Raw genomic sequence first — 25,929 nt, forward strand, 5'->3', positions numbered from 1 at the left:
CTATCCCTTCCTTTCATGAATCAAAAAGCGGAAACGCAACACCCCATGGCGATAGCCATCGGGATCTTTCAGCGTCTCCGCAAGTTCTAATCTGATTCCGGATACAAAGAAACCCTCTAGTTCCAATCGAGCACGCGAGGTTAACCCTTCACTAATCTGGCTCATCATCCCCTTGCACTGCTTATTTCCCCCTCGATCCGTCCAAACATGGATCGTGATCGTTTCCTGTGTTCCTGGAGATTGTTTCGTTCGCCAACTTGCTGAGGTGGTCTCCCCCAGCACCACATAGGGAAACTTCGTTAAACTTGGCGCTTCACCATCGAAAATCGGGACAGACAAAACCTCTTTCAGATGGTTAACCACCGCCTTCTGGATTTCCCAGCTTGCCAGCTTCATTGGAGTTTGGCCAACTCCTTCCGCATCTCATTAACATATCCAGTCCGCTCTTCTTCCGCAGCAGGGTGGAGAAAGGGGCTGGCCGCCATTTTCTTGGTGCCAAACTCAATGAAAGGGGCTTTCCACCCTCTTGGTTTGGTGGGCCCTACCTTTGCCGAAAGACCCCCTTGGGTGCTCTCTACCTGAATGCTGTCTCGGGTATCGCCCGTATCAACGAGAACCCGCTTCTTAGCCCCTTCCTTTACCGCTTCAGCCGTTTTTTTGACGACGCCCTTGACTCCTGCCTGCTTCGCCACTGCATAGGACCGGAATCGCGCCACCGCTTTCGCGGTATCGCAATCAATCTCCACTTTCATCCCCCGTGCCATCTAAATCACCTACCTTTTCCTCTGCCATCAGCTCTAGCTCCCTCCCCCGTTCCATGGGATCGATGACACGAGTTACCTCGAATATGCGATCACCAAAAAGCACTCGCATCGTCGGCTGAACCCCAGCTCGATAGCGCATACGAATCCGATGGGTTACGGTCGAGGCCACCTGTTGTGCTTCCAGGAGTTCCTTCCCTGAGAGCGGCTCGATACTCGCCCAACCCTTCACCCAATCCTCCCACCCCTCACTCCATCCGCCCCCTTCGCCTGAGAAAATGGTCGGTTTCTGAATGGTGACTCGATGACGGAGCTTGCCCACCTCCATTAGATATACCTCCAGATTCGATAGGGATTGAGAAGCGCATCTACCGCCAATGGCAGAGTAGTCATAGAGGTTTCGCTGACTGCTTCCCGATGCTCATACCAGTGACCGATCATGAGGAGCATCGCCTGTTTAATCGGTTGGGGAACATCGTTGGATTCGCCATATCCTGATACAAAGTCGATGACGACAGCGCCAGGACGACTAGCGGTAGCCGGCCAGCCAGCGATAGGGACGATTCGGCTCGGTTCCGTGGTAGAGTCGGTCCAAAAATCAGCTCCTTCTTTGAGAATCTGCGCCTTCCCCAAGGGATCTATATATTGAAGCTTTTGAACGAGTTGAATCGGAGGCTTAGGAAGTAAAAGAGCCTCGTCTGGGCATCCATTCAAGGATAGTTGGTGGGTTTGCGTGAGGAAAGCCCGCTGAGTAATCGACTCGGCATGTTCTCTGGCTGCTCCGATCAAGCCGGATATATGGCTATCTTCGTCATTCCCATCTATTCGAAGGTGAGCCTTGGCCTCCTCTAAAGTCAGGGGCTCCTCTTTCGGAGGGGTCAGCCTTCTCAGCCCCATCTATTTAGCCCCCTTTCGCCGCGGGGCCGGCTTTCTGGCGGCCGTTTCTGCCGGAGATAGCGAAGCTGTCTCACCCTCTGCCCAGTCAGCGAGCCGACTTCCCACCCAAGCCGATGCTTGTGATTCACTCAGTTCGACAATTTGACCGGGTGCATAACTCCACGACTCCGACGCCACGCCGACGATCATCTTTACCTTCATGGATCCGCTCATCGAATCCACCTCCTTTAAATCGAGCTATATCGCCCCCTCATTAGGTCGCGGAGTTCTGGAAGTAAACAACGGCATCGGGCAAGATCAATTTTCCATCGGTCCGCTGGTACATTCGAAAACCGACTTGACCATTGGCCGCGTAAAGCTCCGTCAGCCTTTGCATCACTCGACCTTGTCTATCGGCGATCCAGTAATAGGAGAAATCACCGAATAGCATGGATTTTGCATTGGCTGCCATCGCGGGCACAAAGTCCGAAATTGCCACGGGCCGGGCTAGGATGCGATCCGGCTGCCCTGCTTGCAGCCCGGGTGTCCATAGATATTGCCCCGTGTTATCCTTCAGCTTGCGAATGGCTTTGGCCGTCCCGTCCGAGAACAACCAAGTAGCGTTTGTTCTATAAGGGCGCCCTAAGGCGTGGAACGTATCGAATAAATCATCGGTCGTAATGGACGTCGTATTCCCTATAGCGGCTACTTTACCTGGGGTGGCGCCATTGATGATCCCCGTCGGTTTCCCCGTACCATCTCCATTCACAAAAGCTGCCTCCTCAGCCACCCCAAAACGACGGGCAAACGCATCGGCGACATATTCATCGATACTGAAAACCGAATCATTCAATAGTTCCTCCGAGACTTTGATGATCGTCCCTAATTTATAGGCACTCAGCGTGGTCTGTCCGAATTTCGCATCACTTTCAGTGAAGACCGCATTCTCCGCCAGCCAGGTCGCCGCACCGAAATCGGTCTCGACGGGGATCTGATTCGGTGCATTGGTAGTAATGACTTTACAAAGCGAGCGCATGACATTGAACGGGAGGAGCTTTTGGATCAATGTCTTTTCAAATTCCGTCGGAACGAGATAGCCCCCTGCCGTATTGGTTGCCGTTGCCAGCGCTCTTACTTCAGGGTCCTGCAATAGAGCCAACTGCTCCGCAGATAAAGCATTACGATCCTGACGTATAGCTTCCCAGAATGCTTTTCGATACGCCTCTCTCTCCTGCATTCGCTTTCTCTCTTCGGGAGGCTGTGGATCAGGGCGATTGGCTGGAGTCAACGTCTCCTTTAAATCCGCTTCAATTCCCGACATCCTCTCCTCGCGCTCGATTTCCTTGGCTCTTTTGTCTACCTCCGCCATGATCGTTTCATAGTGTTGCTCTTCTTCCGCCGTCATTTCGCGTTTCTCTTGTTCTACTTTGTCTAACACTTCTCGCGCCTGCTTGACTAAAGCCGCACGCTTTTGTCTCATTTCCAGCACATTTTTCATGGATACATTCCTCCTATAGTTTCGATACCAACTCAAGACGTTTCCGAAGCATCGCCACACTGCGCACCTGCGCGGGGGCATCTTCGGATTGTGCCAAGGAAGTCCCCTGACTCGCCTCGGCAGGGATGAGGTCTTTCAATGAAGCAATACCTTGTTCCAGAAAGGAGCGATCCTCCTTACTGAAAGGAAGACCGCTTCTGGCCCGCACCATGATTTGCGTCAAGTGGTCAAAATCAAGACCCGCCTCCTGGATGAGAGAGCGGGCCTTGATGGTGGTTTGTGGGTATGCCGGATAGGTAACGGGGCTGACATCGAATAGATCCACCTCCTCCAAGGTTCGAACATTTTCCTTCCCTCTTACCTCCCAATTGTCGGAAACTGTGCGGAACCCAAAGGACATCTGATTGATGTCGCCTCGCTTCATACTCGTGATTAAATCCCTTGCCCAGCTAGTATCGGGGGGATCTATTTCGATGGCCAGTCCTCGCTCATCCTCTTGCATGGTCAAAGTCCCAGATTTATTACGGCCCAGCACATAATCAGGGTTGTGATTCCAAAGGGCTCTGACATCTGCTGACTTCAATGTCTTATCGAAAGCTCCTGGTGCGATCTTCTCTCTAAATCCTCCTAGATTCTCGGAGAGCTTACCAAAGACCGCTGCGTACCCTCTGATCTTTGGCGACTCATCCCCTTCTGTCCGGAACTCCAGCAATGGGAACGCTCTTCGCTCTATTTTCATCTCATCATCCCTTTTAAAATGTTGAAGCTACGATCATGCAATCGCACCCTCTATGCAAGGGAGGGTGTCCAACATTAGTGGACGGAATCAGCGGCTTTTCTCCCTCTGGTTGCAGTTCTTCACCCTTCCCGACGAATGTGCTATTAATCCCAACCGTTTTCCCATCCATCTGAGCGCAGTATCTACAACTCCCTCCCGATGATCGCCACTGAACTCTCATAAAGCCCGCGCTTATATAAGTTGCCTTAGCGAAGGCGTTACCCCCTTGATTCGTTTCCCGATCCGCTACCTTTGCTGGCCTATTCTCCTCCCACTCGTTGAATCGTTCATTTAGAGATATTAAAGGATCAGCTCCTTGCTCCAAAGCCTCTCGTAAATTTTTTCTCAGTTGTCCGAGTGAGGAACCAATATAGCGAGCAACAAAAGTAGACAAGTAGGCTCCTGCAAACTCCCTTATTTCTGGTGTCATGCCGACTTGATGTCCTACCTCTTCTGCCGCCTCAGCCTGAATGGCCTCGGCAAAAGCGAACACTACCGGGGAGAAGTTACGCTCAACGAACCCCTGATGATCCCGATAGAATCTTTCCAACCAATCGGTAAATAGTCCCGCATCCCGTTTGCCTAGCATCTTCTCCGCCTGTCGCATGACATCTGCCTTTTCCCTGCGGATCACCCTGGAAGCGGCCTCGGAAAACATTCGCTTATAGGCATTACCTAATCGTCTCCTAGCGGTAGCTGAACGGATAGATCGCTGTTCAAGGTCTCTCTTTTCTCGAGATCGGCTATCAGACTCCATCTCTTTTTCATTTGAATCATCTTCTATAGGCTTTTTCTCTCCTTCTGGCACCTGTCCGACCTGATCCGCAGGCACCATATTGAGCGGAACCAGATACATATCCCCTTGATCCTCAGGGAGTGGGTTCATATTCTCCAGATCGCGAACATCATTCGCACTCAGCCAGCCATTCTGCCGTCCGATGGAATACGCTTCATACCGACTCTTGATATCCCCTCTCAGTAACCCATCCACCTTATGCTCGGTGAAGAGGGACTTTCTTTCCACCGGAGAAAGTAGTTTCATACTGATGGCTTGTTCCCATCTGACCAACCACGGTCGGATCGTGTGCGTAACGAACTCGATGGATTGATGCTCGATATTAGAAAAGGTCGCTTGGCTTAAATCCGCCAGCATATGAGGCGGCACCCGGAAAATCCGGGCAATTTCGGTTAACTGAAACTTTCTCGTCTCTAAAAACTGAGCATCCTCAGGCGGAATGCCGATGCGGGAATACTTCATCCCCTCTTCGAGGATCATCAGGCGGTGTGATCTCGATAAACCGGAGTGAGCTTCCTCGAATGAACCTCGGATATTCCTCTGTGCTTCTTCACCCAGCCTCCCTGGGTGTTCCAAAACCCCGGATACTTGCGCCCCATTCCCAAAGAATCGTGCACCAAATTCTTCAGTAGCAAGCGATAAACCAACCGCTTCCCTCGCCAATGCAATTGGAGAGTAGCCGATAAGCCCGTCATAAGAGAGACCGGGAATATGGAGGACCCGTTCGGCCGGTAGAATAACCCCCTGCCCATCCGGAAGAAGAAGACGATATTGAAGTTTTCCGCTAGGGAGCCTCTCCGGTGTTACTCGATCTGGGCGGAGCGGCCAGAGAGCCCGTATTCCCCCTGCTTTGTCGTACTCGATTTCGGCGTACCCGTTTCCCCTTAATGCAAGATGACCCTGGAGGGTTTCTCGCAGGGTCATCGCGGTCATCTCCTCGTTAGCGATGTCATGAAGGATCGTGTATAGAGGGTGATTGACGGCCTTATCTTTGCCCCCTCCTGGCATTCGCTGATAAACGGCTAAGGGAAGCGAGGCAATCGTTTCTGATAGCACTCGAACCGCCGCATAGACAGCCGTCGATCTTAATGCAGTATCCTCATTCACCCTAGCACCGGATGAAGTGGGTCGTCCTCCCATAGCCTCAGTTAACCATCGGTCGGGTCGACTCAACCCGGATCGTTTCTCCCATATCCCCGATACAAACCCCATCGTTATCGGCTCCTTAAGAGGCTGATCGTCCCCAGAGCCAGCCCCAGGAGGATCCATGCCGAGGGAGGATAGATCATCCATAAACCCACACCAAGAAACCCTAACCCAACCACCATCAGGCAATCATTGGCATCGATCTTGATTGGCTTTCCGTTCATAGGGTAAGTAGCCCCCTTCCTTCGTAAATGGATGGCCCTTCTGTTCGCAAACGCGCCCTGACGTGGGCATTCAAAAGTGCCGCTATCGGATCGATGCGGTTCGTCGATTTGTCTTTGTCCAGCATGATGTTTTCGTTATGGTCCTGCCTTGTCACTGCATTGGATATCGCCCAGGTTAGTACCGGATTATTATCGTGGATGATCTTCTTTGACAGCACCAGCTCTCGAAAGTCCTTTGTCGGTTCAGAAAGCGTTTGGTAACCTTGTCTAATTTCTAAGACAGTGTATCCCTCCGCTTCCATCTCTTGAGCAAAGTGTGTGGCATTATAAGGATCAAAACAAACTTCGAGCACCTTCCAACCGTGTGTAATCACCTGATCCTGGATGTATTTCATGATGTATCGGTAGTCAACCACGGATCCATCTGTCGCTGCAATCCACTGATCCCTCACCCACAAATCATAGGGTACTTTATCCGTGTGTCTTTTTTGCCGTAAGGTGTCTTCTGGGAGAAACGAGTGACTCCGAACAACAAACCTTCCATTTTCCAAGGGGAACACAAAGCCGATAGAGGTCAGGTCAATTTTTCGGGAAAGGTCAATCCCGATATAGCACTCCCTCCCCGTAAGATCGATAGGTTCCTCTTCGCTACAATCCTTCCATTTCGATAGGGACAGGTAGCCGTTTTCCTTCATATCGACCCATTTATTGATGTTTTTCGTGAGGAAGTTCCTCATTTTTTCGGGAACGTCCAAGGCCACCTGATATTCTGCTTTGAGATAAGCGATCCCTTCCTCTGATTGGGCGAGAAGCGGGTTCGCTTTTACCCAGGTTCTTTCATCACCGATGTCGTCATCTTCATCCATCTCAGCGATGTAGACGAAATACTGATCATTATCCAAGGTCGACTCCATAATCTTGGTGCAATACTCATATTCGGTATAGCAAGGACTGTGGATGTTAAAACCCGCCGTCGTAATGATGAAAAGGAGTGGCTGCGCTCGTTGACCCATGCCGGATACTAAGACATCGTACATTTCCGAAGTGGGATGAGCGTGATACTCATCAATGATCCCTAGGTAGGGATTCAGACCGTCTAAGGTCTTGGTGTCTTTGGATAAGGGGCGGAAAACACTATTGCTTCTCGGGTCTCTGATGACGCTTTCCTGGGCATTCAATCGCTTCGATAGATCCCTTGAACGGTTGACCATTACCTTTGAATCGCCATAAATGATCCTCGCCTGGTCACTTTTCGTTGCCGTGGCATAAATCTCCGCCCCAGCCTCCCCATCGGCCATCAGCATATACAAACCGACCCCGGAGAGAATCGTCGACTTGGCGTTTTTCCGTGCGAGCTGAATATAGGCTTTTCGGTAGCGACGAAGGCCCGATTCATGATGAACCCAGCCAAAAATGCTCCCTAGAATGAACTTTTGGAAGGGGTCAAGATCAATCGGTGAACCCGCCAACTTCCCTTTCGTGTGTTTACAGAAACGAAAGAATGAAAAAACCCGCTCCGCGCGGGACTCGTCGAATAGATAAGGGAAATCATCCTCCGTATCTTGCCGATCCAGATCCCTCAGGTGCCGCTCGCAGGCCAGTTGAACCCATTTCCCTGCTACCATCTCCTTCGCTACCACCTGGTTGGCATATTGCGTCACCGCATCCATTAGTCAAACAGCTCCCCAAACGGATCCACCTCTTTTTTCTTTTGCGGCATGGCAAGACGCGCTCGTGAGCTGGGAGTTAAGCCGAACTCCACCGCGAGCGACTTCATTTGCTCATGCAGTTGCTTTTTTTTGGTGAGGAGAGGGTGAGGGACTCGATTCGTTTCGGCTGAGTTGTTGGTGTACTCCACCATAAGCCCCTCTTCTTCAATCAATTTGGTGCAACCCATGTAATCGGCGTAAGCGTCACAATAAGCTGCGAGTGCATTGACGTCCACATTCGTCATAAGGTTGAGCTTTTTAAGCGCCTCAGCCAGTCGCTTAAACTCTTTCTTCGCCACCTTCCCAAGCCAAGGGGGTGGACGGGTATTGTCAGTGCCTGGCATCAAAGATGCTTCCGCATCCTGTCGGGCTTCGATCTCCTTTTTCGTCAGCCTAGACGAGTTCCCTTCAACGATATGGAGCCCGATAGGCTTAGCTTTCCTCCCCATGTTTGTCACCCCCCATACTGTATAAATGACAGGAGAGGATATGATGATAAACTCATTGGGTTCTTAGTCACGAAACCGCAATGAGCTATTCCTGATCATGGCTTTGATTGTATTGTGACATTCTTTATTCTCTCCGCCCGATTTTTAGGCTAACACTCAGTCAGCAGCCATCATTGATGGGAAAACTAGCTACCAAGGAGGGAGGTTGACTCCCTTCTGAGATCGACTGGCACTCAGAAACCTGGACAATTCGCTTTCTTCTGTCACTGTTTCTCAACCATTCGTTCTCTTACAATGAAGGCATAAAACAACTAAGGAGTGAATGTTCATGCAAAAATTACGCCGTGTTCTACCCTTTGCAGCTGCCTTTGCGCTCGTTGCCACTGTCTCCACCTCAGCAGCCTTTGCAAGTGATGGAAATGATGCTGTTAAAGCAGACAAAAGTCTCCCTACTAAACACGCTGTTAAAGCACCAAGCAACAGTACCCCTGCTAAACCCATTAGCAAAGCTGTAGCCATTGCTAAAGATAAAAATGGAAATGTAACCATTAAAAAAAGTGATAAAAACCCCACAGGAACCACTCTTAAACCTGCTAAACCCGGTAGCAAATGGACCGCTACTAAGAATTTTCAACTAGATGGTAAGAAATGGACCGCTACTAAGGATTTTCAACTAGATGGTAAGAAATGGACCGCTACTAAGGATTTTCAACTAGATGGCAAGAAATGGACCGCTACTAAGGATTTTCAACTAGATGGCAAGAAATGGACCGCTACTAAGGATTTTCAACTAGATGGCAAGAAATGGACCGCTGTCAAGAAATAAATTCATAGTAACGGTTTAGTAGCATCATCCACTCAGGCTGTCGAGTTTTCTCGACAGCCTGTTTTTTAACCCTTTCCATATTTAAAACGCCTGTCTTTAAAAGGTGGAAAGATCGAGCGCCCTTATTTAACGATTCAGCCTGTATAGATACTAAAAATTTCTTTCCCCATCTTATACTACTATCCTTATCTTGATGACTATGTTGTCACCCCCTTTTATGAAATAAAACGAATTTTATGAGCAGAAGATTGCCCACCGGTCTATGGGCCGTCCCTCCCAGAGATTCGATCCCCCCTCCCCCTTGACCAAGCTCATCCCCATCGTCCATCCTCTGTTGCAGTCTTTTTGTCGTAACATCTCTTACAGAGCGGTTGCCAATTACATCCGACTTCTTACCATTTATCAACTAATCTCCAATACAGTTTTTACTGATTTGTCCTTACAAGGATTATTAATAATTAATATGAAAAATAGTAGTAAATAATTGAAAAAATATTTTATAACCTATATCATAAAGAAAAGGAATTAATATCTAATGGAGGAAGATACTATGTCAGTACACGTAAACCTAGATTCTACAGGCGTATTTTACACAGTAGGAATTTCAGAGGAGTTTGACTATAAACATTATTCTTTAATTCTTGAAACAAATGTAGTTATTATGTTAAGGGATTTTTATTATAAGCCTCATAAAATGCCATCCAAAAAACGATCTGCCGTTATTGAACTTTTATTACGTAATATGGGTTCTGATTATGTTCCTGGCTTTGGTATATTCGAAGCAAGTTATCATCCTTTGCCTTATATTAGAACAGCAAGAGAAGAAGTCTATACTCAGGCACTTAAAAATTTGTTTGCGTGGGAGCCAGAAAAAATAATCAGACATGCCACTACAACTGGAGAAAAGCTTAAAAATCAACCTCCAAAGACTCCCTTGAATACAAAGAATACTTTTTTACCAATGATTAAACTTAATCCAATGATGGCTAGCAGCTATGTCTCTCTTCTTAAAATCCACTCTTTAAACAAAGGAAGCTCAAAAACAAAAAGGAAAGATAGAAGTAAACTTCATTTATATGAAGAGTTTATGAATTTCCAGAACGAAGAAATACATATTATAAATGGAATGGAATCCCAGCTCGCATTTTATTACTTCTTAGGGTCAGACTCGGAAAAAAATACAGTAAGTAAATTTCTTAAATTGGGTTCACCTAATATTAATAACATTAGTTCAGCATGCTGGGATCTTTTTTTTCTAAGGCTCATTCAACATAATATCCATAATGGTATGGAAGGAATTAAAGATCCTAAACTGGTGACATCAGATAAGCCTCTTGCTGAATTTTTTGCTTCAAACAGTAGTTTAAAAGCCATCATTGATTTTGGATCTTCAAAAGTACCCTTTGTTATCTACTCTCATGAGAAGAAGTTAGATCAAGAAACAAAAAACAAATTACAAGAAATACAAAATAAAATACTCCTTGATATTCCCAAGAGGTTTATTAAACATAAGGATGACGATACATATGACAATATTATTAATAAAATCAGCGAACTCGAGCACGAATTGACAAAATGATATTTTTATTTATTTGATATACATCAATATATATTAATATTTCATGCTATCAATATCAACATCATTAAAATTTTCAGCCAATAAAAAGCACCTTAAGGTGGCCCATCGATAATAATAAGGACCCAGGGAGAGATCGTACCCTAGGGTTGAGGGTAGTAGATTCACTCATTATTAGTTGGCATTCTGGAGACATAAAATGTTGGTTTGAGAGCGATGGGCTACTTTTGCATCGGCTCGGGTCAACATTTTATTGACCGTTCCTTTCTATATCCCAAAAAAGATGTCATTTATTCTCAAGTTGGACTTGTTCTTCCCTCAAGCTAAACCCCATCGTCCGTCCTCAGTCGCTGTTTTCCTATCGTGACACCTCTTACACAAACTCTGCCAGTTGCCTTTATCCCAAAACAGGCCAGTATCACCCTTGTGCGGTACCACATGATCCACCACAGTAGCTGGTGTCAATCGCCCAGCCTTCTCGCACCCCACACACAAAGGACTACGCTTGAGATACGTAGCCCTAGCCTTTCTCCAGCTCGATCCATAACCTCGTTGCGAAGCCGAGCCTCGACTCTGCTCATACCGTTGTGATTCCTGCTTAGTATGCTCCTCACAATAACGCCCCTGCGCTAACCCCGGACATCCAGGGTAATTGCAGGGGCGGAGTGGTTTGCTAGGCATTTACTCATCACTATCCTCAGTAATCTTGGTATCCAGCTCATTTACTACTATTCCTGATCTGAGATCCACATAGGTTCTCTTCGGCTTGAACTTATATCGTTTATGTGCTTCCGTCCATCCTTCTGTATGCAACAAAATAAGAGCCCTATCGGAATCAGTGGGCTCTGGTATCACTCTCGCACTTCCAACGATTGCTTGCTCTCTTTGACCAATCGGATATATCTCGACTGTCAATGGAACTCCCTCTGGGTTTTTCTTAGCTTCCTCTTCGTCGATCTTTATAAAAAAGTCATGCCAAATCGTTTGACCATCATAATTATATTTCTTTGCTTCCCTACGCCTATTCCACCAACTCACTATTATCTTGATTGCACCAGTAACCATACCAACGATCCATATGGTCAGAATAACATCGGCTAATCTCTCCATCTTTTAACTCCTCCAAAGGGTATTTTTAGATCGCCACATAGAAGTCGATGCTGACCGAGTAACCAAAGATCGTCTGGCTGGGTAATAGGCTCGTCGATCTCATCCAGGGCCTTGTCGATATCGAAGTTGTCATCATCTGGATTGCTGTTTAAGTATTCATCTGTCAAGCTATCGATCTCCAGTGGAATCGAAGCCCGTAAGATCCATATCTAAATCACCTAGATTAATCTCCATTTACCTTGATTAGCCCCTGTTCCAGAAAAATCTTAAGCCGCTGATGACCGCCTACCAGATTTCCGGTTCGGCTATTCCAAACCAATGGCTCAATATAGCCAAAGTGATTAATAGATCGCTTTAACTTCTCATACTCGTCATCGCCAGGCTTTAGGTTTTTTCGAGGATTGTATGATGCTGGATTTATCTTGCTTTTACTAATCTCTCTGATGTCGATATCTCATCACTCCGTATTTTAATCATAGAAAAAGCACTCCCTTTATGGAGTGCTAAGAACTTACTCTTCCATCATAAGTTTTGTATTTACAAAAAGTTCAAAAATGAAGTCTCCTCTTCTTCTATCAGTAGCCGCGATCACATCCGAGTGAGGAGAAACAGGGTCTGTTTTTTTAAAGAAATGCACCATTGGCCGACCATAGTAACCATAATCCTTATCGTCAAGGAAAATTGTCCACTTACCATTCAAATTTTTACGATATACCTCTCCTACATAACGAGCTGCCCCATCTAACCAAAACCGTTCACTTTCCTGCATCAAATCTTCAGGCTTAGAATACTTCATCAATAACCATTTTTCAAATTGTAGTAATGATTCCGGTGTATAATCAAGATTTATGCTCTTAGGAGCTTTTTTTTCAAGGAACTCTTCCAATACATCATCCATATAAAACAACCAATCATCAAATCTTTCTAGTTCATCTTGTTTCTCTTGGTCGGTCAAGTTAAACCCCTCCTTTTTCTACGATCTTATATTTTAACCCATTTTTCTTCAACTCCTGTAGCAACGGTTCACTAGCATCTGCATTTTCAAATACCCAAGTAATATCCCACTTTTTTCTCTTAACTAAGTACGCATCTCGCTCAATTTCTGACCTTATATTATCTCGAAGAGAAAAATAACCCCTTCCATTTTCTAACGTTGTAGTTTTGTGCTCAATACCTTTTTTTAGATCTAGATCTGCAATATCAAGCCTTCTAGATACTCCTCCAGCATCCACAGTTACTTCCCGTTTACCCCAACCAATTCGCTTCCAATATTCATTCATAATTTTATGAGCTTCTACAGGAGTCCTCATATTAGCTTCATACTTATTACTCCAAGATTCGTAACTCGAGTTTCCTCCTCTTTCCTGATATTCCTCCCATCTCTTAGCTTTGTGCTCTGGAGTACCTGCTTGAAAATGTTGATTCGTTTCGCTTTGAGCAGCTCGACTTTCCCTATAATCAGACTGATTCCAATCATGCCGATCCCAATCCGCCCTCATTCGCATTCCTGTGCCCGCATCTACTACGGATCTTCCTGGCATCCAGTTCCTCGCAGAACGTTGAACGCGGGATTTCATTAAATCCATCAGTTCATTGCCTGCACGGAGTGCGGGTACGCGGCGGAGCAGTTGATCAGCGGCTAAGGTAAAGACTGTGTTAACCGCCTCTTGGGGAGGCTTTTTCAGCAGTTCCCGTGTCCACTGCTTGGTTGCACCCATCGGATCGTTCATAAACGATTTTATTGGTATTGGGCTTTGCAGAACATCGTTTGCGGTCAATGCTGCACCGAGAGCCGTCATCCCTCCGGCAAGAAAACCTCCACCCGTTGCAACAGTAAGAACCCCACCAATCACTGCCATCCCTGCGATGATCCCGCCTTTTTCCCAACCATTCAACCCCTGCCACCAATCCGATAGCTGGTCAAAAAGCCCTGCAAAATAGGCATCGGTTATCGTGAAATGGCTCAGCAAACCACTAGAAAGCCCTAACACCAAAAGTGTGGCAAACACTCCACCTAAGAATAGGAATCGTTGTTGAAGGGACACACGTAAGTCACCTAGATCAGGGAATAGTTCGTCTTTTTCTTGTAGGAGCGTAAATCCGTAATGCCTTCGTTCCCGGGTGAACAGCATCATCTGTCCCCATGCCTGACGCCCTCGGAACAAAGATTGAATGATTGTTAAAAATTCAAATATGGGTTCAATCACTTGTTCCTTTGGCAATAGGGGCAACTGATGACGCACTAGATTTAAACGACGGAAATCCATCCACACGGCTACAAGTAATACAATTACAAATGACCATAGGTAAAAGTGACCTTGCCCCAAAAGGGTATGGAGTAAGTCCTTCCATGGCCCTGGATTTTGATCATTCCAAGAACTATGATCAAAAGTCGCCCACAAGTAAACGAAAAGAGGAAAGAGAAACCCTTTTTTCCCCCAGCGATTTTTCATGCGGATACTGATCCCGATGGCTAACGTGACAAACGCTGTCCAAACTCCATGATCGACAGAGATGGCTCCCCCACTTTCATTGGTACCGGGGAAAAGGGTAAACACTTGCCAACTGTCATCCGATTCAGAAAACAATCGAAAAAAGTAGCCAATTAATCCTCCAGAGTCGGTAGCGACCCACCGACGTACCATCTCTTCCATAAAATCAAAGCCAACACCAGTGGCTCCACCCACCAGCATGTAATCGGTCAGACTAAATGTCTGCGATCTTCGTGTAAAACAGAAGATCAACAAAAAGGGCAAGAGTTTGATCGTCTCCTCCATTATGGGCCCTACAACCACACTGCTCCAGTCTGCTTGGATCGTAGCAGACCCTTCGGCAAATAGCGTGTGCACTCCATATAAAAAAAGAGCGGATAATGGAGCAATGATCCATGCCCCAACAGCAAAAAATCGCGCCATTCCTGTCCATGTTAGTGTCTTACTTCGGGAGAGAAACCAAAACTGCCATAGTAAGTAATAACTCCATAAAAACTGCGTAAAGGCTTCTCTTACCTGGGGAAAGAAAATAGCTGCAAGGATAGCTAAGGGGATAAAAATCCACGCCAAAGTAATATAAACCTTCCGAATGCGTCGGAGTAGATCAGTGTGACGAGTTACCCACCGTTCTCTTCGATCTTTCCAGTACATCAGGAAAGCCATACCCAACTGCCGCATGCTTTCTAACAAACACACACCCCCTTTTCTGATCCAAGCGTATCAAACAAAAAGGGGTAGAACTATACAACTTTTGACCTATACTATCCACCTAAACCTATTTACAACTTACCTATCACCTTTTACTCTATAAAATTAGTCTCTATACCCAAAACTACACAATAACACCTCTACGCTAACCCAAGGCATCCAAGGTATCTCACCTTAAATTATGATAATTATTCTTCGCTTTTTTCCTTTTTCCACCACCTCATTATCTCTTTGATTACATCTGTAACCATTCCGACGATCCATATGGCCAAGAGTACATAAGCTAACGTTTCCATTACTCTACCTCCCATCGATTTCTTTGCATACAAAAAAGCACCCCGTAGGATGCTCTTCACAACAATCAAATTCCATCATCATCATCTAGATTATCAATGGATTCCTGAAAACAATCAATTAAATAAGAATAGAAGCTCTCATAATTAAGTTTACCTAAACCACCAACTTGAGACCAATTGACTACAGGACATTCTCCGTTTTTTATTTTTCCTGTGTCTAAACACCACATGTATTCCCCTAAGTTTTGTATAACTACATACGACTTTGGCAATCCGTATTTCCTATAGTCCTCTGTAGCCTCCACAGTAGTAGGAACTTCTGTTTTAGCAACTCCTTCAATCACTACCCCTTCAATCCCGCCATATCCATAATTCCTAACGAACCATTTATAACTCTCAGGTAGCTCAACAATCAAGCTCTTTTCTATTTGCTCAATTCTATTTTCTGAAACAGGGCCTGTATGGAACCCGGTATGCCCATATTCCTGCATCATCTGAATAATTATTTCCTGTTGGCTCATTGCTCAACCCTCCAAGAAAGTATCTCTATTCTAAATTCAATCCTTTATACCTTTTTTTCAATACTGTTTTCTAAAATTATCGTACTGTTTTTCCAACACTGGGTTATTTCTAAAGCTATTTCCATCATCAACTAAGCCATGTAGGACTTTCGTGTACTTTTGATGTACTGTTCCCTCTATTTCAACCATAGCCCCCGGTTCTTTTTGGGTCAAGTGATGTAGATTAATCAACTTTCCATCATTTCCATAAGGGGCATTTCCTTTCTGAACTAACTGTGTGTTAGTAAGGCCAGATTTGGGGTCAACTCGATTCCAATCAATATCATTTCTTTGGTACACACGTCTACTTACATCACGAGGTTGCCCACCCACTCTTACTTTCCCGCTGTATTCAATTGGCTTATATTTGCTCGCTTCTTTTCGGCCTACAATTTCAGCGATTTCACTTCTAGTTGCCTGTTTGGCTGCCGCTTCAACACCAGCTTTTGGAGTGATTCCCATCACTGGGGCAGGTGAACTCGGCACAACGTGCATGCCCACGGTAAACGCCACGCCAAGCACTGCGCCCCCAGCTGCTCGACGCCAACAGGGGATGGCAGCATGGTGGCGTATAGGAGCGATACGTAGATATACTCTTTAAAGGTATAGACGAACACAGTGATAGCAACGGTACGTAAGGCAATTCAACAATCTGTAATCAACCCCCTTTGTACATATATTTTAAAAGTTTACTATGAAATGACACTGGGGCCCCTTTTTGAGGGTCGAAAAATGTCGTTTATTGTATCTTTTTTAAAAATAATTAACTAGTTATATTCTGGTCTATTTTATGTTAGAATCAAAAATGCATTTCAAAATAGAGGAGATGAAACAAAAGAAATGAAGAAATTTATTGCATTTTTCCTGTCGTTCTCACTCGCTTTCCTTAGTCTATCGTCTAATTATGCTTCCGCTTCAAGTTTTGAATCATCAATAACTGCTTCCTCTTCCGAAAACCTAATTAAAAACGCAACTCCTTACGTAAAACTGGATACAAAATCAAAAAAATTCTCAGTGGATGAAAACAAAGCTAAAAAGTATTTTTCAAAAAGCGATATTGTAAAAATAAAGAAAATTATAGAAGAAAACAATAAAGTGGTTTCTGAACAAAAAAATAATCTCGTTCCAGTTAAAGATTCATTAGAATTGCAATCTAAAAAGCATGATGAAATAAGTATGAGTAAAAAGAAAAAGAAAACGTATATTAAGATTTCTTATAAGTGGTGGGGAATGCAAGTATATTTTTCTCACAAAGCAGTTAACGACCTAAACGATTATTTTGCAATAGAAGGTTTTACAGCAGGACTTGGTGCTCAAGAAGGAGTTAGGAAATTCTTACTTAAAAAGGGCTTCCACGTAACATCTAAAGCATTAGGTCCAGTAGCTCTATTCGGATCAGGTCTAACATGGGCTATGGGTAAAGTAGACAAAGGGAAAGGCGTCTATCTTAACTGCGTTCTTTATGTCCCTGCAACACTTACTGCAAAAAAATAATAAATAAAAACAAACGATTCACTATATAGTGAATCGTTTGTTTTTATTTATCTTTATATTTATCAAAGAATGACCCAAAGAAATAACCTGACGAGATAAATAAAATAAGTGCAATACTAGAATCGATGAATTTAAGCTTATAATATATTACAATAGCTAATATACACAGAATGACTCCGATACTACCTTTTATTTTACTTTTTTTGCTCAAGAATATGTCACACTCCTAAATAATTGTTAAATCAAATTATTTATATCTTATCATATATATCCGAAAATTTAAAGGAAATCTTTTTCTTTTCGACATATCTGTAGTGTTTGGCTAGGTTCGACAATTAGTCAAAAACTAACATCTATCTTTTCAGAATCGTAACCGAAGAGATTTCAAGAAGCAATTGGTACTCTTTTTAATCTGATCAACAATACATTTAACAACTAACATGTTTGGTGTTATTAATTACTGAAAACCTCTGGCTCTTTAACTTCTACCTATCTATTAACTGAGATAAAAGCCACCCGAGGGCGGCACATTAACAATAAAAAATCGGGATACGGGAAATATCGCAGTTATAGTTGAGGTGGATCCCTCACTATTAGTTGGCATTCGGGAGACAAAATAAGCTGGTCTGAGAGCGATGCGCTACTTTCTCATCTGCTCGAATCAACATTTTATTAATGGTTCCCTTCGTGACTCCTAGAAGCGAGGCAATTTGTTCACGAGAAAGGCATCTCCCCCGTGCCATCAGATACACATCCCTCTCTAGATCGGTCAATCCGGATAGCCCCTCCTCGATCCGCTCCTTATCTGACTGCGTTATCTTATTGTGCCGGGGTTGGTCCATCATAAAGAAGGGGTCATACTGACGGCTACTACTTAGTCGATCCCCTTCATCCAAACTATAGAGATAATCATCCAGAAGCATCGGATCAAATCCTCTTTCACGCTGATAGGCTGCTAGTCTTTCGATACCCCTCCTTGAACCAGGTTCCCGCCCTGTTTGTAACCAATCCAGCGCATACCGCAAATTGCTTTCGCACCGATTCAAAGTGGAGAGCCACATCCTTTCCTCCTCAGAGCGATCCTCCCTCTTTGGGACAGCTCTCTTAGCCTCTCTTACGCGTTTCATCGAATCTTTGTACTGCTGGATGAGATCCTCCATTATGCCCGTCCTCCTTGTTTTCCCATCGAAGAATTATCCAACGCATCATCCCAACATGGAGTACAGATCCCTATCGCTGAGTCCTCTCCTTCAACCTCCGCCCATTTAATCAGCTTCCCGCACATCGAACATCTTGGCAAAACCCTCCCCCTCCCACGTCGCTTCTGTTCAATCATCATCCTGCCTCTTCTATGCAAATCACTACCCTCGGATTCTTCGAATCGACTTTGCCCTGTCGATGCCTAAGCTCGATATGATCAAAGGAATCGTCCACCAGGAAACCGAGTTCCACCAACGGATCCAGAATGAACTTCCCTGAGTAATTATCCGGATCGCGTCGCCGCCGATCCCTAAAATGATAAGTTAAGGTGACTATTGCTTGATCCAGCGGTGTAGCGGGCTTGTTCCGGGCTGCTACCAAGAAGATCGTCTGAGCCCATTCCTTCTTGAGGCGGTTCCATTGAAAGTGATGAGTATTGCGCATTTGATTCAGACTGGGAGGGACACCGGGAACTTCAATTCGAATCACCTTATCATCACCTCAATGTTTATCTACTGAACTATCACCTTTTTGTCATCGACAAGAAACTCCCATACTCTTTCATGAATAGCATCTCCACGGTTCCCACCGGGCCATTTCGCTGTTTGGCGATGATGAGTTCGGCGATACGTTTCTTCTCACTGTGTGGGTTGTAATACTCATCCCGGTACAAAAACAAAACCAGATCGGCCGTCTGTTCGATTTCCCCGCTTTCTCTTAGATCAGATAGGAAGGGTCGCTTATTTTGACGCTCTTCTACCTTTCGAGAAAGCTGGGCCAGGACAATCACGGGGATTTGAAACTCTTTAGCTAGGTTCTTTATCTGACGAATGTTTTCTGAAACAAGTTCATAACGATCCATCCGCCTATCACCACCAATGAGTCCTAAGTAGTCGATGATGATGCAGGAAAGCCCTCGTTCTCGCTTAACCCTTCGTGCCTTCGCCTTGATTTCCGAAACGGTTACCCCCGCTTGATCATCGATCACTAGGTTGGCATCGCCTAATATAGATAAGGCCATGGTGTACTTTTCGTACTCTTCATCATTGATCAACCCCGTGCTCATATTTTGGAGATCGATCTGGCCTACATTGCCGATTAAACGACGGGCCAGATCCTTCTTGGACATCTCCAGAGAGCAAAATAAGGTAGGGTTTCGCTCCCCTTCGTTTGAAATGTGTTGGGCAAGGTGTAAGGCGAAGGCCGTTTTTCCCATCGATGGACGACCTGCTAACACCACCAAGTTCTGCTTTTGAAAGCCTGCGGTCATACAGTCCAGGTCGCCAATTCCTGTAGAAAGTCCAGTGATGCCGGATTGATTATGCATCGTCACCTCAAACTCACTGTGGAAGTCATACAGAATATCCTCGATGGTTGCTGTGGCACTGACTGACATCTGCTCTTCCGTCGTTTGAGCCAACTGAGCCTCCGCCCGACTAATAGCAGCATGGATCTCCTCTTTCTCGCGCAATCCGCCTGCCAAACTCAGTTCCTGTCCGACTTGGATAGCGGATCGCAGCATGGCCAAGTCCTTTACTCGATCCGCATGATAAGCAACCTTGGCTGAGGTTGCCAACCCTTGGACCATGTCCGTAATCTGGCTCACGGAGATGTTTTCTTGCTGGAGAAACGGGACCATTTGCACCAAATCCACTTTCTTCTCGTCCTCTTGCCATAGCGCATAGATCTTCTTGCACAGCTTTTGATGGACCGCATGATAAAAGTGACGGGGTTGGATCTTTTCGACGACTTCGGCAATACACTGCGGGTCGCTGATCATCGCCCCAATCACTTCTTCCTCCAGCCGGGTATCAAAGGGGGCACGGATTCTTGTGTCATCTCGCACCAGCCACCCTCTCTTTCTGTAGCTGGCTTCTCCGGCTCAGTAGCTCATCAATCTGTGCCCGGGTCTCCTCGGAATTAGGGACATTCACTGCTGGTTGAATGGGCTTACCCCGCGGCATCGGCACGGGCAAGTTCTTCAGGTCGTATTGCTCTAAAATGATCGGGATGCAGTAGTTGAACGATTTAATCCCCCCACCACGGGTAGCTGGTTTGTAGTGGTCAAAGGCGTAATCAATCCCTGTGATGACATCGGCTAAAGGAATGGTATGCTGATCGAAGAACGTTTCGATGAGGGTAAAGTCTTTACTTCCTACCACCAAGGTCTCCCTCCGCTTGGCGTAGTGATCCGCCACCTGCTTGGCGTCTGGATGCATGTCCGATTCCAAATCATGGAGCCAGTCCGCAGTTGTAGAAGGGTGTTCCTTTCTACTTCCTTTCTCTTCTTTTCTATTCTCTTCTACTTCTATTGGGCGTGAGGGCTCCATGATCGGTTCATGATCCCTCACGGAGGACTCAGTGAGTTGTTTTTTATCTTCTGTTTCTGTTTGTTCTGGGCCAGGCAACTTGGATGGTGTTGGGCGATTAATTTTTTGATGTTTCAGGAAATTGGGGAGGGATATGTACAATTGCCCGGCCACAGTATACTGCTGAATAAGTTCCTTTTCTTCCAGGTATCCTAGCCACTCCCTAACCTGATCCGGAGTAATTTGAGCGTCATAGGGAAAGACCTGGGACTTAATTAATGCCGGATGCCCTCCCATTCTCCCCTCATCATCCGCCTGGCTAATCAGCCCCATGAAGGTTAGGCGAGCCATGGGATCAACCATCCCTACCTTTTCATCCATCCAGAAGTTCGGGTCCATCATCCGTTTCCTAGCCATGGTCTGCCTCCTTTGGCTCCAATGCTAACTCTCCCTGCATCGCCTTCAAGTGGGTTTCCTTGGTGACCCGTTCATATATCGCTACCGTCTTGCCGCTGATCGGGCAAGGTTTTTTGTCGATGACAGAGACGAGTTCCACCTGCTCCAGCTCAGTCAATCGAGGATGGACAAAGTTTCTCTCAGGACTGGGAATGCTCCCCTTTTGCCACAGTCTCATTGCCAATTCTCTAGCTGAGGCTGGCCCATATGAGAGCTCGTCTAACACTTGACGATACCTCGCCCCGAGGCTCTCCAGGATTTCATCATAGGCCGCTCTTCGGGTTTCCAAGGTGATCTTGGCCATGGTCTTGTCCCCTCTCAGCACCCATATAGAATCAGTAGAACTGTCCAAACGACGACCAACCCGATAAATGCCGCTCCCGATACAATGATGTCCAGCCAATCCTCCAGATCCATTTTCATCAGGCGATCCTCTCTAACTCTCTATCGAGAACGATCCCCATGCCTCGCAATTGATAGGCGATTTCCTCTCCATCGGTCGGGAATACCCAGATAACTTGGTAGGTGGTCCCGTCTATTTCAAGCTGATCCCCTCGCTTCAAACCAGCGATCCCTTTAAGGGTACCGTCATATTGATAGCGGGCCTGAATCATCATGAACCACTCCCTTAGATTTATTGTCCGGGCATTGCGGCTGCCCGGTTGCCATGGTATGATTTCGGTAGTTGATTTTTCTCGGGCCCTTCCGTCTATGCGGAGGGCTCCTTTTGTTTTTGTGCGTATTCTTGATCGAGCTTTGGATAAACAACGTATTCGAGATACATCAAATTTTCATAGAGCTCGTCCACCTCTTCAAGCGGCTTATATTCACACTCCCAGTCCATTTACTCTACCTCCTTCGTGACGATGAGCTTGTCCAAAAACTCTTGCCCTTGTGACTGGGTCATGTCGGCAAAACCACACTGATAGATCCTACGAACCTGAGCATTTAAGGCTAGGGGCTTTAATCCTTTCTCTAGCCATATTTTCTTAATCTCCTCCGCTGTCTCAGCGGTTATCTCCGCCTCAGCTTCGGCCACCTCACTATCGATCTGGAGTGGGCTCGCTTCGCCTTCCTGCGATGAAGCGGCGATAAAGTCGCTGAAGTTGATATCCTTCACTCGCTCTTTAATTTTGTGAGTCATGGTGCGGTCTTTTTCGATCACTCCATATCGGTTGCCTTGGCGATCTACTTCTAAATGGATGATGACATCCGGTTGGTATTCAACTTTCTTGTCAGCGTCGATCCGAGCTCCAACCTTTTTCATGCTGTCGCCCGATCCTTCATAGATGTCCTTTATCCACCCCGTCATAATGACATGGCAGGGAAGATTACAGAGCCTACTTATTAGGGAGTTAAACTTATTCTTGATGATTCCCCAGTCCCTAAAAGTGAGGGCTGCATCCTCTCCGCTTTTCCCTTTGTTCTGCGCTCGACGCTCGGCGGAAAGCTGTCCTGCGTCCTTCAGCACTTGGTAGATGTTTGTGATTGGATCGATGATGAGCACATCGTATTTATCTGCGTTGGCCTCTATGTAGTCGAGTGCTTTCATGACCTCGGTATAACGGCGGGTCTTGATGACCTCAAAATCGAATTTCCCACCATAAAAGTCGGTTCCGTTCTCGGTATCAATGACCGCTTTGCACCCAGGAGCCTGAAGCGCAAACCATGTCTTACCGACTCCGCTTTCACCGAAAACTGCTACTTTCAGAGATTTCTTAACCTTTCTGGCTGGCTGAAACATCATTGATTACCTCCTTGGTACAACTCCAAATCGATAAGACATCCAAGGGAGCAAACCTGTTCGAAATCTGGCCCTTCAGTAATATCGTAAATTTCTCCACAGATTACGCAGACTTGTAACTCTAGCAGATACATCGGCTCACTTCCTCTCAGGTTAGAGACTTATCCATCATGCTATTTATTGGAGGCCCCCCTTCCAAAGATTCAAGATATGTCCGACTTGTATTCAGACTTTCTATGTAAATCGGCTTCACTTAGCAACATATTGTTACCTTTAGAGTCAAAAAAAATGACCCAATTAAAATTCAGTATATTTGCTATTCTCTTCGCAAGAGAAACACTAGGTGTTCTTGTTCCTTTTTCAATCATCCCATAGTACTGTCTTTTTACGTTAACTTTAGTAGCTATTTCTTCTTGTGTAAATGATACTTCCCCTTCTGTTCTTGCTATTATTAGCCAATGCCTCAACATCCTCCCCCCTTACGTAACATTCTGTTACCATAAACACTATAGCAACAAAACGTTTCTGTCAACGTTTTTTGCAACATTTTGTTACTATAGCAAATTCCCATATTTACGCAACATTCAGTTGCGTTATACTAAGCATACAAAATAATTTCACAGGTGGTTAATCATGTTCCCACATAAACTAAAATCCATTAGAAAAGCAAAAAAATTAACCCAACAAGAAGTTGCCGATAGACTAGGAATCTCCAGACAAGCGTATGGTTATTATGAAAAAGGCACACGTCAACCAGATATTGATTCATTAAATCAAATAGCTGATATTTTTGATGTAAGTATCGATGATCTTTTAAATAGATCTGCACCATCAGAAGCTAATATAGACCTTAAGGAAATACTAAACCAATCACAAAAAGCACATTTTGGTGGTATAGAATTGAATGATGAAGACAAAGCATTTTTATATGAACTTTTTGAGCTAGCTATTCAACGAAAGAAGAAAAAAGAAGCCGCCCAGGAGTAATCTAATTATCTCCTTTAAGCCGCTTCTTTTTTTTCATAAACAACTCAATTGCCTTTAATTCCTCCCAAGTAAATATATTTTCACTAATAAGATGTTTTATTACTTCCTCAGCATCAAATATATCATCAAGTGGGATATCTTTTGATACTTCTGTCATCTTTAATTCAATGTCTAATCTCACATCAGTTTTCAAAATAACCCCCCTTTATTGTGTGTAATAAAGAGCCACCAAAGGAAAAAATATAAACATTATTGTTTAATTTACCCTAATTTAATATTACGGTTAGTTTTCTGTCTAATCAAGAAATATATATTTACCGATTTCCATGAACAGGTAAAATCCCTGGACAAACAGTAGTTCGAGTGATAAATTAATTGAGTGAATTTTATGGACAGAGGTGAATATTTTGGAATCTGAATTTGAGAAGATTGGATGCCTTATTCGCTCTGAAAGAAATAAACAAGGGCTAACTCTAGACAATCTAGCAGACAACAATATTTCAAAAGCAACAATTAGCAATATAGAGCGAGGATTTTCTAATGTAAGCAAAGAGTTAGTCAATTACCTTGCCGATAAACTAGGAATTAATTTAGAATATGTTTCTGAACTATTTATAAAAGAAAAAAATGAGTTGATAAATACAGAAATAACTTTAATGAATATTGATTGTCTGAGGGAATCTAACCTAATTCAAGAGGCCTTATTAGAGTTAGAGGAATTAGACATATCAAACTCACACCCACAGGCAAGTTACTATAACTACATAGCTGGGAAATGTCACCTGAAGAATGGGAATTGGGTAAAAGCTGAGAAACACCTACAAAATTGTATTCGTCTAGATGACCAATCAAATAATATTGCCGCAGCTTCTTATGCAGAACTAGGATTAGTTTACTACAATCAAAATGTATTAGATAAAGCACTTCAGGTTACTAACTATGGACTGACGAACTTTATAGACAATAACACAAGAACGTACGTTAAGTATGTTCTCATTAGAAATAAAGCTTTTTACCTAACTCAATTAGGATGTATTGGGGAAGCTTTCGAGACGGTTTATGAACAATGGAAAAATATAAATAATATTGATCATGCTGAAACAAAAGTCAGTTTCTATTGGCTTAGAGCGGATCTTTCACGAAGATTAGGGATGGAAGAACAAGCTATAAATTATTGTATACAAGGCTTGGAAATTGCGCGAGCAAATAAATTATTTTATTCTATTTTTGATTTCTGGTCTTTGTTAGGCGCTGTATACTTGAGTACAAAAGAATGGGATCAAGCAGAAGTCTATCTAAACAAAGCAATGTCACTCAAAGATAAGATTTCAAAAGAAGATGAAGATAAGATAATTACGGCTTATGCAAGGCTTGGTAATCTCTATTTAGCAAAGGGACAACTCAATATGGCCGAGGAATTTATTGAGAAATCGGTTAAAATGGCCGAGAATAGTAATAACACTACACGTCTTACCTTTTCATTGCTCACCTTATCAGATTATTTGATTTCACAACAAAAATTCAGTAACGCCATTAGTATATTGGATAGGGTACGGAACATATCAATATCCCACGGGTTGAAACAAATAGAGCATCAATCACTTTTAAAATTAGCTGAGTGTTACGAACAGGAAAACAATGAAAAGGAATTTCAAAAGACAATGAAGCAACTATTCAAAGTACAACGAGGAAATATTTTAGAGGAGGTATGTATATGACTAAAGTAGTAAAAAGTGTTGTAGTATTATTATTGCTTGTAGCCACAACTGTTTCATATATGGAAATCTCATATAATAATACTCAAAACAGTGTTGAAAATCGCCAAGATAAGCCTGGAGGAACTTAATAAACCCATTATTACAACTTCTGGGTTTATTAATGACCAAGATTCTCGAATTAAATAAGGCACCGTTCATTTTATGATAATGAACGGT

At 44.5% G+C, this 25,929-nt stretch carries 35 protein-coding genes; 6 read left to right on the plus strand and 29 right to left on the minus strand.

The genetic code is table 11. The annotated features are described in order from the left end of the window. From BLV90_RS14350 to BLV90_RS14395, 11 genes are all read right to left on the minus strand, one after another. Positions 1–396, minus strand: coding sequence for a DUF3168 domain-containing protein (locus tag BLV90_RS14350; protein WP_091742591.1), 396 nt, complete (start codon positions 394–396; stop codon positions 1–3). Continuing rightward, complete coding sequence (locus BLV90_RS14355) at positions 393–764, minus strand: HK97-gp10 family putative phage morphogenesis protein (RefSeq protein ID WP_091742593.1); 372 nt, start codon at positions 762–764, stop codon at positions 393–395. Before BLV90_RS14355 ends, BLV90_RS14350 begins: the two co-directional genes overlap by 4 nt. Then, a complete protein-coding gene (locus tag BLV90_RS14360) occupies positions 736–1,089 on the minus strand; it encodes a phage head closure protein (protein ID WP_091742600.1) in 354 nt (117 codons plus the stop codon). The genes BLV90_RS14355 and BLV90_RS14360 overlap by 29 nt, the downstream gene beginning before the upstream one ends. Continuing rightward, complete coding sequence (locus BLV90_RS14365) at positions 1,089–1,658, minus strand: head-tail connector protein (RefSeq protein WP_091742602.1); 570 nt, start codon at positions 1,656–1,658, stop codon at positions 1,089–1,091. Before BLV90_RS14365 ends, BLV90_RS14360 begins: the two co-directional genes overlap by 1 nt. Next, complete coding sequence (locus BLV90_RS16330; protein ID WP_177168091.1) at positions 1,659–1,835, minus strand: hypothetical protein; 177 nt, start codon at positions 1,833–1,835, stop codon at positions 1,659–1,661. It lies immediately after the preceding gene. Positions 1,836–1,911: 76 nt separating this feature from the next. Then, a complete protein-coding gene (locus BLV90_RS14375) occupies positions 1,912–3,135 on the minus strand; it encodes a phage major capsid protein (RefSeq protein ID WP_091742606.1) in 1,224 nt (407 codons plus the stop codon). Positions 3,136–3,148: 13 nt separating this feature from the next. Further along, positions 3,149–3,874, minus strand: a complete 726-nt coding sequence (locus tag BLV90_RS14380; protein ID WP_091742608.1) for an HK97 family phage prohead protease — start codon at positions 3,872–3,874, stop codon at positions 3,149–3,151. Positions 3,875–3,887: 13 nt separating this feature from the next. Then, positions 3,888–5,921: a phage portal protein gene (locus tag BLV90_RS14385; RefSeq protein WP_091742610.1), complete on the minus strand. Its 2,034-nt coding sequence runs from the start codon at positions 5,919–5,921 to the stop codon at positions 3,888–3,890. A gap of 2 nt (positions 5,922–5,923) precedes the next feature. Next, positions 5,924–6,079, minus strand: a complete 156-nt coding sequence (locus BLV90_RS16335) for a hypothetical protein (protein ID WP_177168092.1) — start codon at positions 6,077–6,079, stop codon at positions 5,924–5,926. Beyond that, positions 6,076–7,749: a terminase large subunit gene (locus BLV90_RS14390; protein WP_091742612.1), complete on the minus strand. Its 1,674-nt coding sequence runs from the start codon at positions 7,747–7,749 to the stop codon at positions 6,076–6,078. Before BLV90_RS14390 ends, BLV90_RS16335 begins: the two co-directional genes overlap by 4 nt. Then, complete coding sequence (locus tag BLV90_RS14395) at positions 7,749–8,237, minus strand: phage terminase small subunit P27 family (protein ID WP_091742614.1); 489 nt, start codon at positions 8,235–8,237, stop codon at positions 7,749–7,751. Before BLV90_RS14395 ends, BLV90_RS14390 begins: the two co-directional genes overlap by 1 nt. A 328-nt stretch (positions 8,238–8,565) precedes the next feature. Here BLV90_RS14395 and BLV90_RS14400 point away from each other — a divergent pair, with 328 nt between their 5' ends. Continuing rightward, positions 8,566–9,063, plus strand: coding sequence for a hypothetical protein (locus BLV90_RS14400; RefSeq protein ID WP_091742616.1), 498 nt, complete (start codon positions 8,566–8,568; stop codon positions 9,061–9,063). 550 nt (positions 9,064–9,613) lie between these two features. Next, positions 9,614–10,642: a hypothetical protein gene (locus BLV90_RS14410; RefSeq protein ID WP_091742620.1), complete on the plus strand. Its 1,029-nt coding sequence runs from the start codon at positions 9,614–9,616 to the stop codon at positions 10,640–10,642. A gap of 315 nt (positions 10,643–10,957) precedes the next feature. Here the strand turns inward: BLV90_RS14410 and BLV90_RS14415 are convergent, their stop codons facing one another. The 8 genes from BLV90_RS14415 to BLV90_RS14445 all read right to left on the minus strand — a co-directional run bounded on the left by BLV90_RS14415 (position 10,958) and on the right by BLV90_RS14445 (position 16,318). Then, positions 10,958–11,320: an HNH endonuclease signature motif containing protein gene (locus BLV90_RS14415; protein ID WP_091742622.1), complete on the minus strand. Its 363-nt coding sequence runs from the start codon at positions 11,318–11,320 to the stop codon at positions 10,958–10,960. Then, positions 11,321–11,749, minus strand: coding sequence for a hypothetical protein (locus BLV90_RS14420; protein ID WP_091742624.1), 429 nt, complete (start codon positions 11,747–11,749; stop codon positions 11,321–11,323). Continuing rightward, entirely contained in the window at positions 11,737–11,916 is a 180-nt protein-coding gene (locus BLV90_RS16340; RefSeq protein ID WP_177168093.1) for a hypothetical protein, read from the minus strand. Before BLV90_RS16340 ends, BLV90_RS14420 begins: the two co-directional genes overlap by 13 nt. A gap of 56 nt (positions 11,917–11,972) precedes the next feature. Beyond that, the gene (locus BLV90_RS16345) at positions 11,973–12,200 is read right to left on the minus strand and encodes a ParB N-terminal domain-containing protein (protein WP_177168098.1); all 228 of its coding nucleotides are present in this window, start codon (positions 12,198–12,200) and stop codon (positions 11,973–11,975) included. Positions 12,201–12,260: 60 nt separating this feature from the next. Further along, on the minus strand, positions 12,261–12,704 hold the full coding sequence (locus BLV90_RS14430; RefSeq protein WP_091742626.1) for a hypothetical protein: 444 nt from the start codon (positions 12,702–12,704) through the stop codon (positions 12,261–12,263). Position 12,705: 1 nt separating this feature from the next. Continuing rightward, positions 12,706–14,931, minus strand: coding sequence for a PrsW family intramembrane metalloprotease (locus tag BLV90_RS14435; protein ID WP_091742628.1), 2,226 nt, complete (start codon positions 14,929–14,931; stop codon positions 12,706–12,708). Positions 14,932–15,310: 379 nt separating this feature from the next. Next, positions 15,311–15,766, minus strand: a complete 456-nt coding sequence (locus BLV90_RS14440) for an SMI1/KNR4 family protein (protein WP_091742630.1) — start codon at positions 15,764–15,766, stop codon at positions 15,311–15,313. A gap of 57 nt (positions 15,767–15,823) precedes the next feature. Next, the gene (locus BLV90_RS14445; protein ID WP_245726375.1) at positions 15,824–16,318 is read right to left on the minus strand and encodes an HNH/ENDO VII family nuclease; all 495 of its coding nucleotides are present in this window, start codon (positions 16,316–16,318) and stop codon (positions 15,824–15,826) included. A gap of 327 nt (positions 16,319–16,645) precedes the next feature. On the opposite strand from BLV90_RS14445, the gene BLV90_RS14450 reads away from it, so the two are divergent. After that, the gene (locus BLV90_RS14450; protein WP_091742632.1) at positions 16,646–17,299 is read left to right on the plus strand and encodes a hypothetical protein; all 654 of its coding nucleotides are present in this window, start codon (positions 16,646–16,648) and stop codon (positions 17,297–17,299) included. A 593-nt stretch (positions 17,300–17,892) separates the two neighbouring features. On the opposite strand, the gene BLV90_RS14455 is transcribed toward BLV90_RS14450, so the two are convergent. From BLV90_RS14455 to BLV90_RS14490, 9 genes are all read right to left on the minus strand, one after another. Beyond that, positions 17,893–18,459 carry a sigma factor-like helix-turn-helix DNA-binding protein gene (locus tag BLV90_RS14455; protein ID WP_091742634.1) on the minus strand — a complete coding sequence of 189 codons (567 nt, stop codon included), beginning with the start codon at positions 18,457–18,459 and terminating at the stop codon, positions 17,893–17,895. Between the two features lie 175 nt (positions 18,460–18,634). Next, the gene (locus BLV90_RS14460) at positions 18,635–18,988 is read right to left on the minus strand and encodes a RusA family crossover junction endodeoxyribonuclease (protein WP_091742636.1); all 354 of its coding nucleotides are present in this window, start codon (positions 18,986–18,988) and stop codon (positions 18,635–18,637) included. Between the two features lie 34 nt (positions 18,989–19,022). Next, positions 19,023–20,345: a replicative DNA helicase gene (dnaB, locus tag BLV90_RS14465; RefSeq protein WP_091742638.1), complete on the minus strand. Its 1,323-nt coding sequence runs from the start codon at positions 20,343–20,345 to the stop codon at positions 19,023–19,025. Then, the gene (locus BLV90_RS14470) at positions 20,335–21,225 is read right to left on the minus strand and encodes a hypothetical protein (RefSeq protein ID WP_091742640.1); all 891 of its coding nucleotides are present in this window, start codon (positions 21,223–21,225) and stop codon (positions 20,335–20,337) included. The genes dnaB and BLV90_RS14470 overlap by 11 nt, the downstream gene beginning before the upstream one ends. Continuing rightward, positions 21,218–21,568 carry a hypothetical protein gene (locus BLV90_RS14475; RefSeq protein WP_091742642.1) on the minus strand — a complete coding sequence of 117 codons (351 nt, stop codon included), beginning with the start codon at positions 21,566–21,568 and terminating at the stop codon, positions 21,218–21,220. Before BLV90_RS14475 ends, BLV90_RS14470 begins: the two co-directional genes overlap by 8 nt. 118 nt (positions 21,569–21,686) lie before the next feature. Then, positions 21,687–21,881, minus strand: a complete 195-nt coding sequence (locus BLV90_RS14480; protein WP_143035070.1) for a hypothetical protein — start codon at positions 21,879–21,881, stop codon at positions 21,687–21,689. Positions 21,882–21,973: 92 nt separating this feature from the next. Then, positions 21,974–22,108 (minus strand): hypothetical protein, encoded by a 135-nt coding sequence (locus BLV90_RS16725; RefSeq protein ID WP_281242046.1) that lies wholly within the window; start codon positions 22,106–22,108, stop codon positions 21,974–21,976. Continuing rightward, positions 22,109–23,008, minus strand: coding sequence for an ATP-binding protein (locus BLV90_RS14485; RefSeq protein WP_177168094.1), 900 nt, complete (start codon positions 23,006–23,008; stop codon positions 22,109–22,111). Positions 23,009–23,211: 203 nt separating this feature from the next. Beyond that, entirely contained in the window at positions 23,212–23,475 is a 264-nt protein-coding gene (locus BLV90_RS14490) for a helix-turn-helix transcriptional regulator (RefSeq protein WP_425433901.1), read from the minus strand. A gap of 166 nt (positions 23,476–23,641) precedes the next feature. Here BLV90_RS14490 and BLV90_RS14495 point away from each other — a divergent pair, with 166 nt between their 5' ends. Further along, a complete protein-coding gene (locus BLV90_RS14495) occupies positions 23,642–23,995 on the plus strand; it encodes a helix-turn-helix domain-containing protein (RefSeq protein ID WP_091742649.1) in 354 nt (117 codons plus the stop codon). Position 23,996: 1 nt separating this feature from the next. On the opposite strand, the gene BLV90_RS14500 is transcribed toward BLV90_RS14495, so the two are convergent. Continuing rightward, positions 23,997–24,188 carry a hypothetical protein gene (locus BLV90_RS14500; RefSeq protein ID WP_091742651.1) on the minus strand — a complete coding sequence of 64 codons (192 nt, stop codon included), beginning with the start codon at positions 24,186–24,188 and terminating at the stop codon, positions 23,997–23,999. Between the two features lie 214 nt (positions 24,189–24,402). Here BLV90_RS14500 and BLV90_RS14505 point away from each other — a divergent pair, with 214 nt between their 5' ends. Next, positions 24,403–25,713 (plus strand): helix-turn-helix domain-containing protein, encoded by a 1,311-nt coding sequence (locus BLV90_RS14505; protein ID WP_143035071.1) that lies wholly within the window; start codon positions 24,403–24,405, stop codon positions 25,711–25,713. Beyond that, complete coding sequence (locus BLV90_RS16730) at positions 25,710–25,841, plus strand: hypothetical protein (RefSeq protein ID WP_281242047.1); 132 nt, start codon at positions 25,710–25,712, stop codon at positions 25,839–25,841. Before BLV90_RS14505 ends, BLV90_RS16730 begins: the two co-directional genes overlap by 4 nt. The last annotated feature ends 88 nt before the right edge of the window (positions 25,842–25,929 follow it).

The organism is Marininema mesophilum (assembly GCF_900106775.1).
In the GTDB taxonomy this organism is placed as follows: Bacteria; Bacillota; Bacilli; order Thermoactinomycetales; family DSM-45169; genus Marininema; species Marininema mesophilum.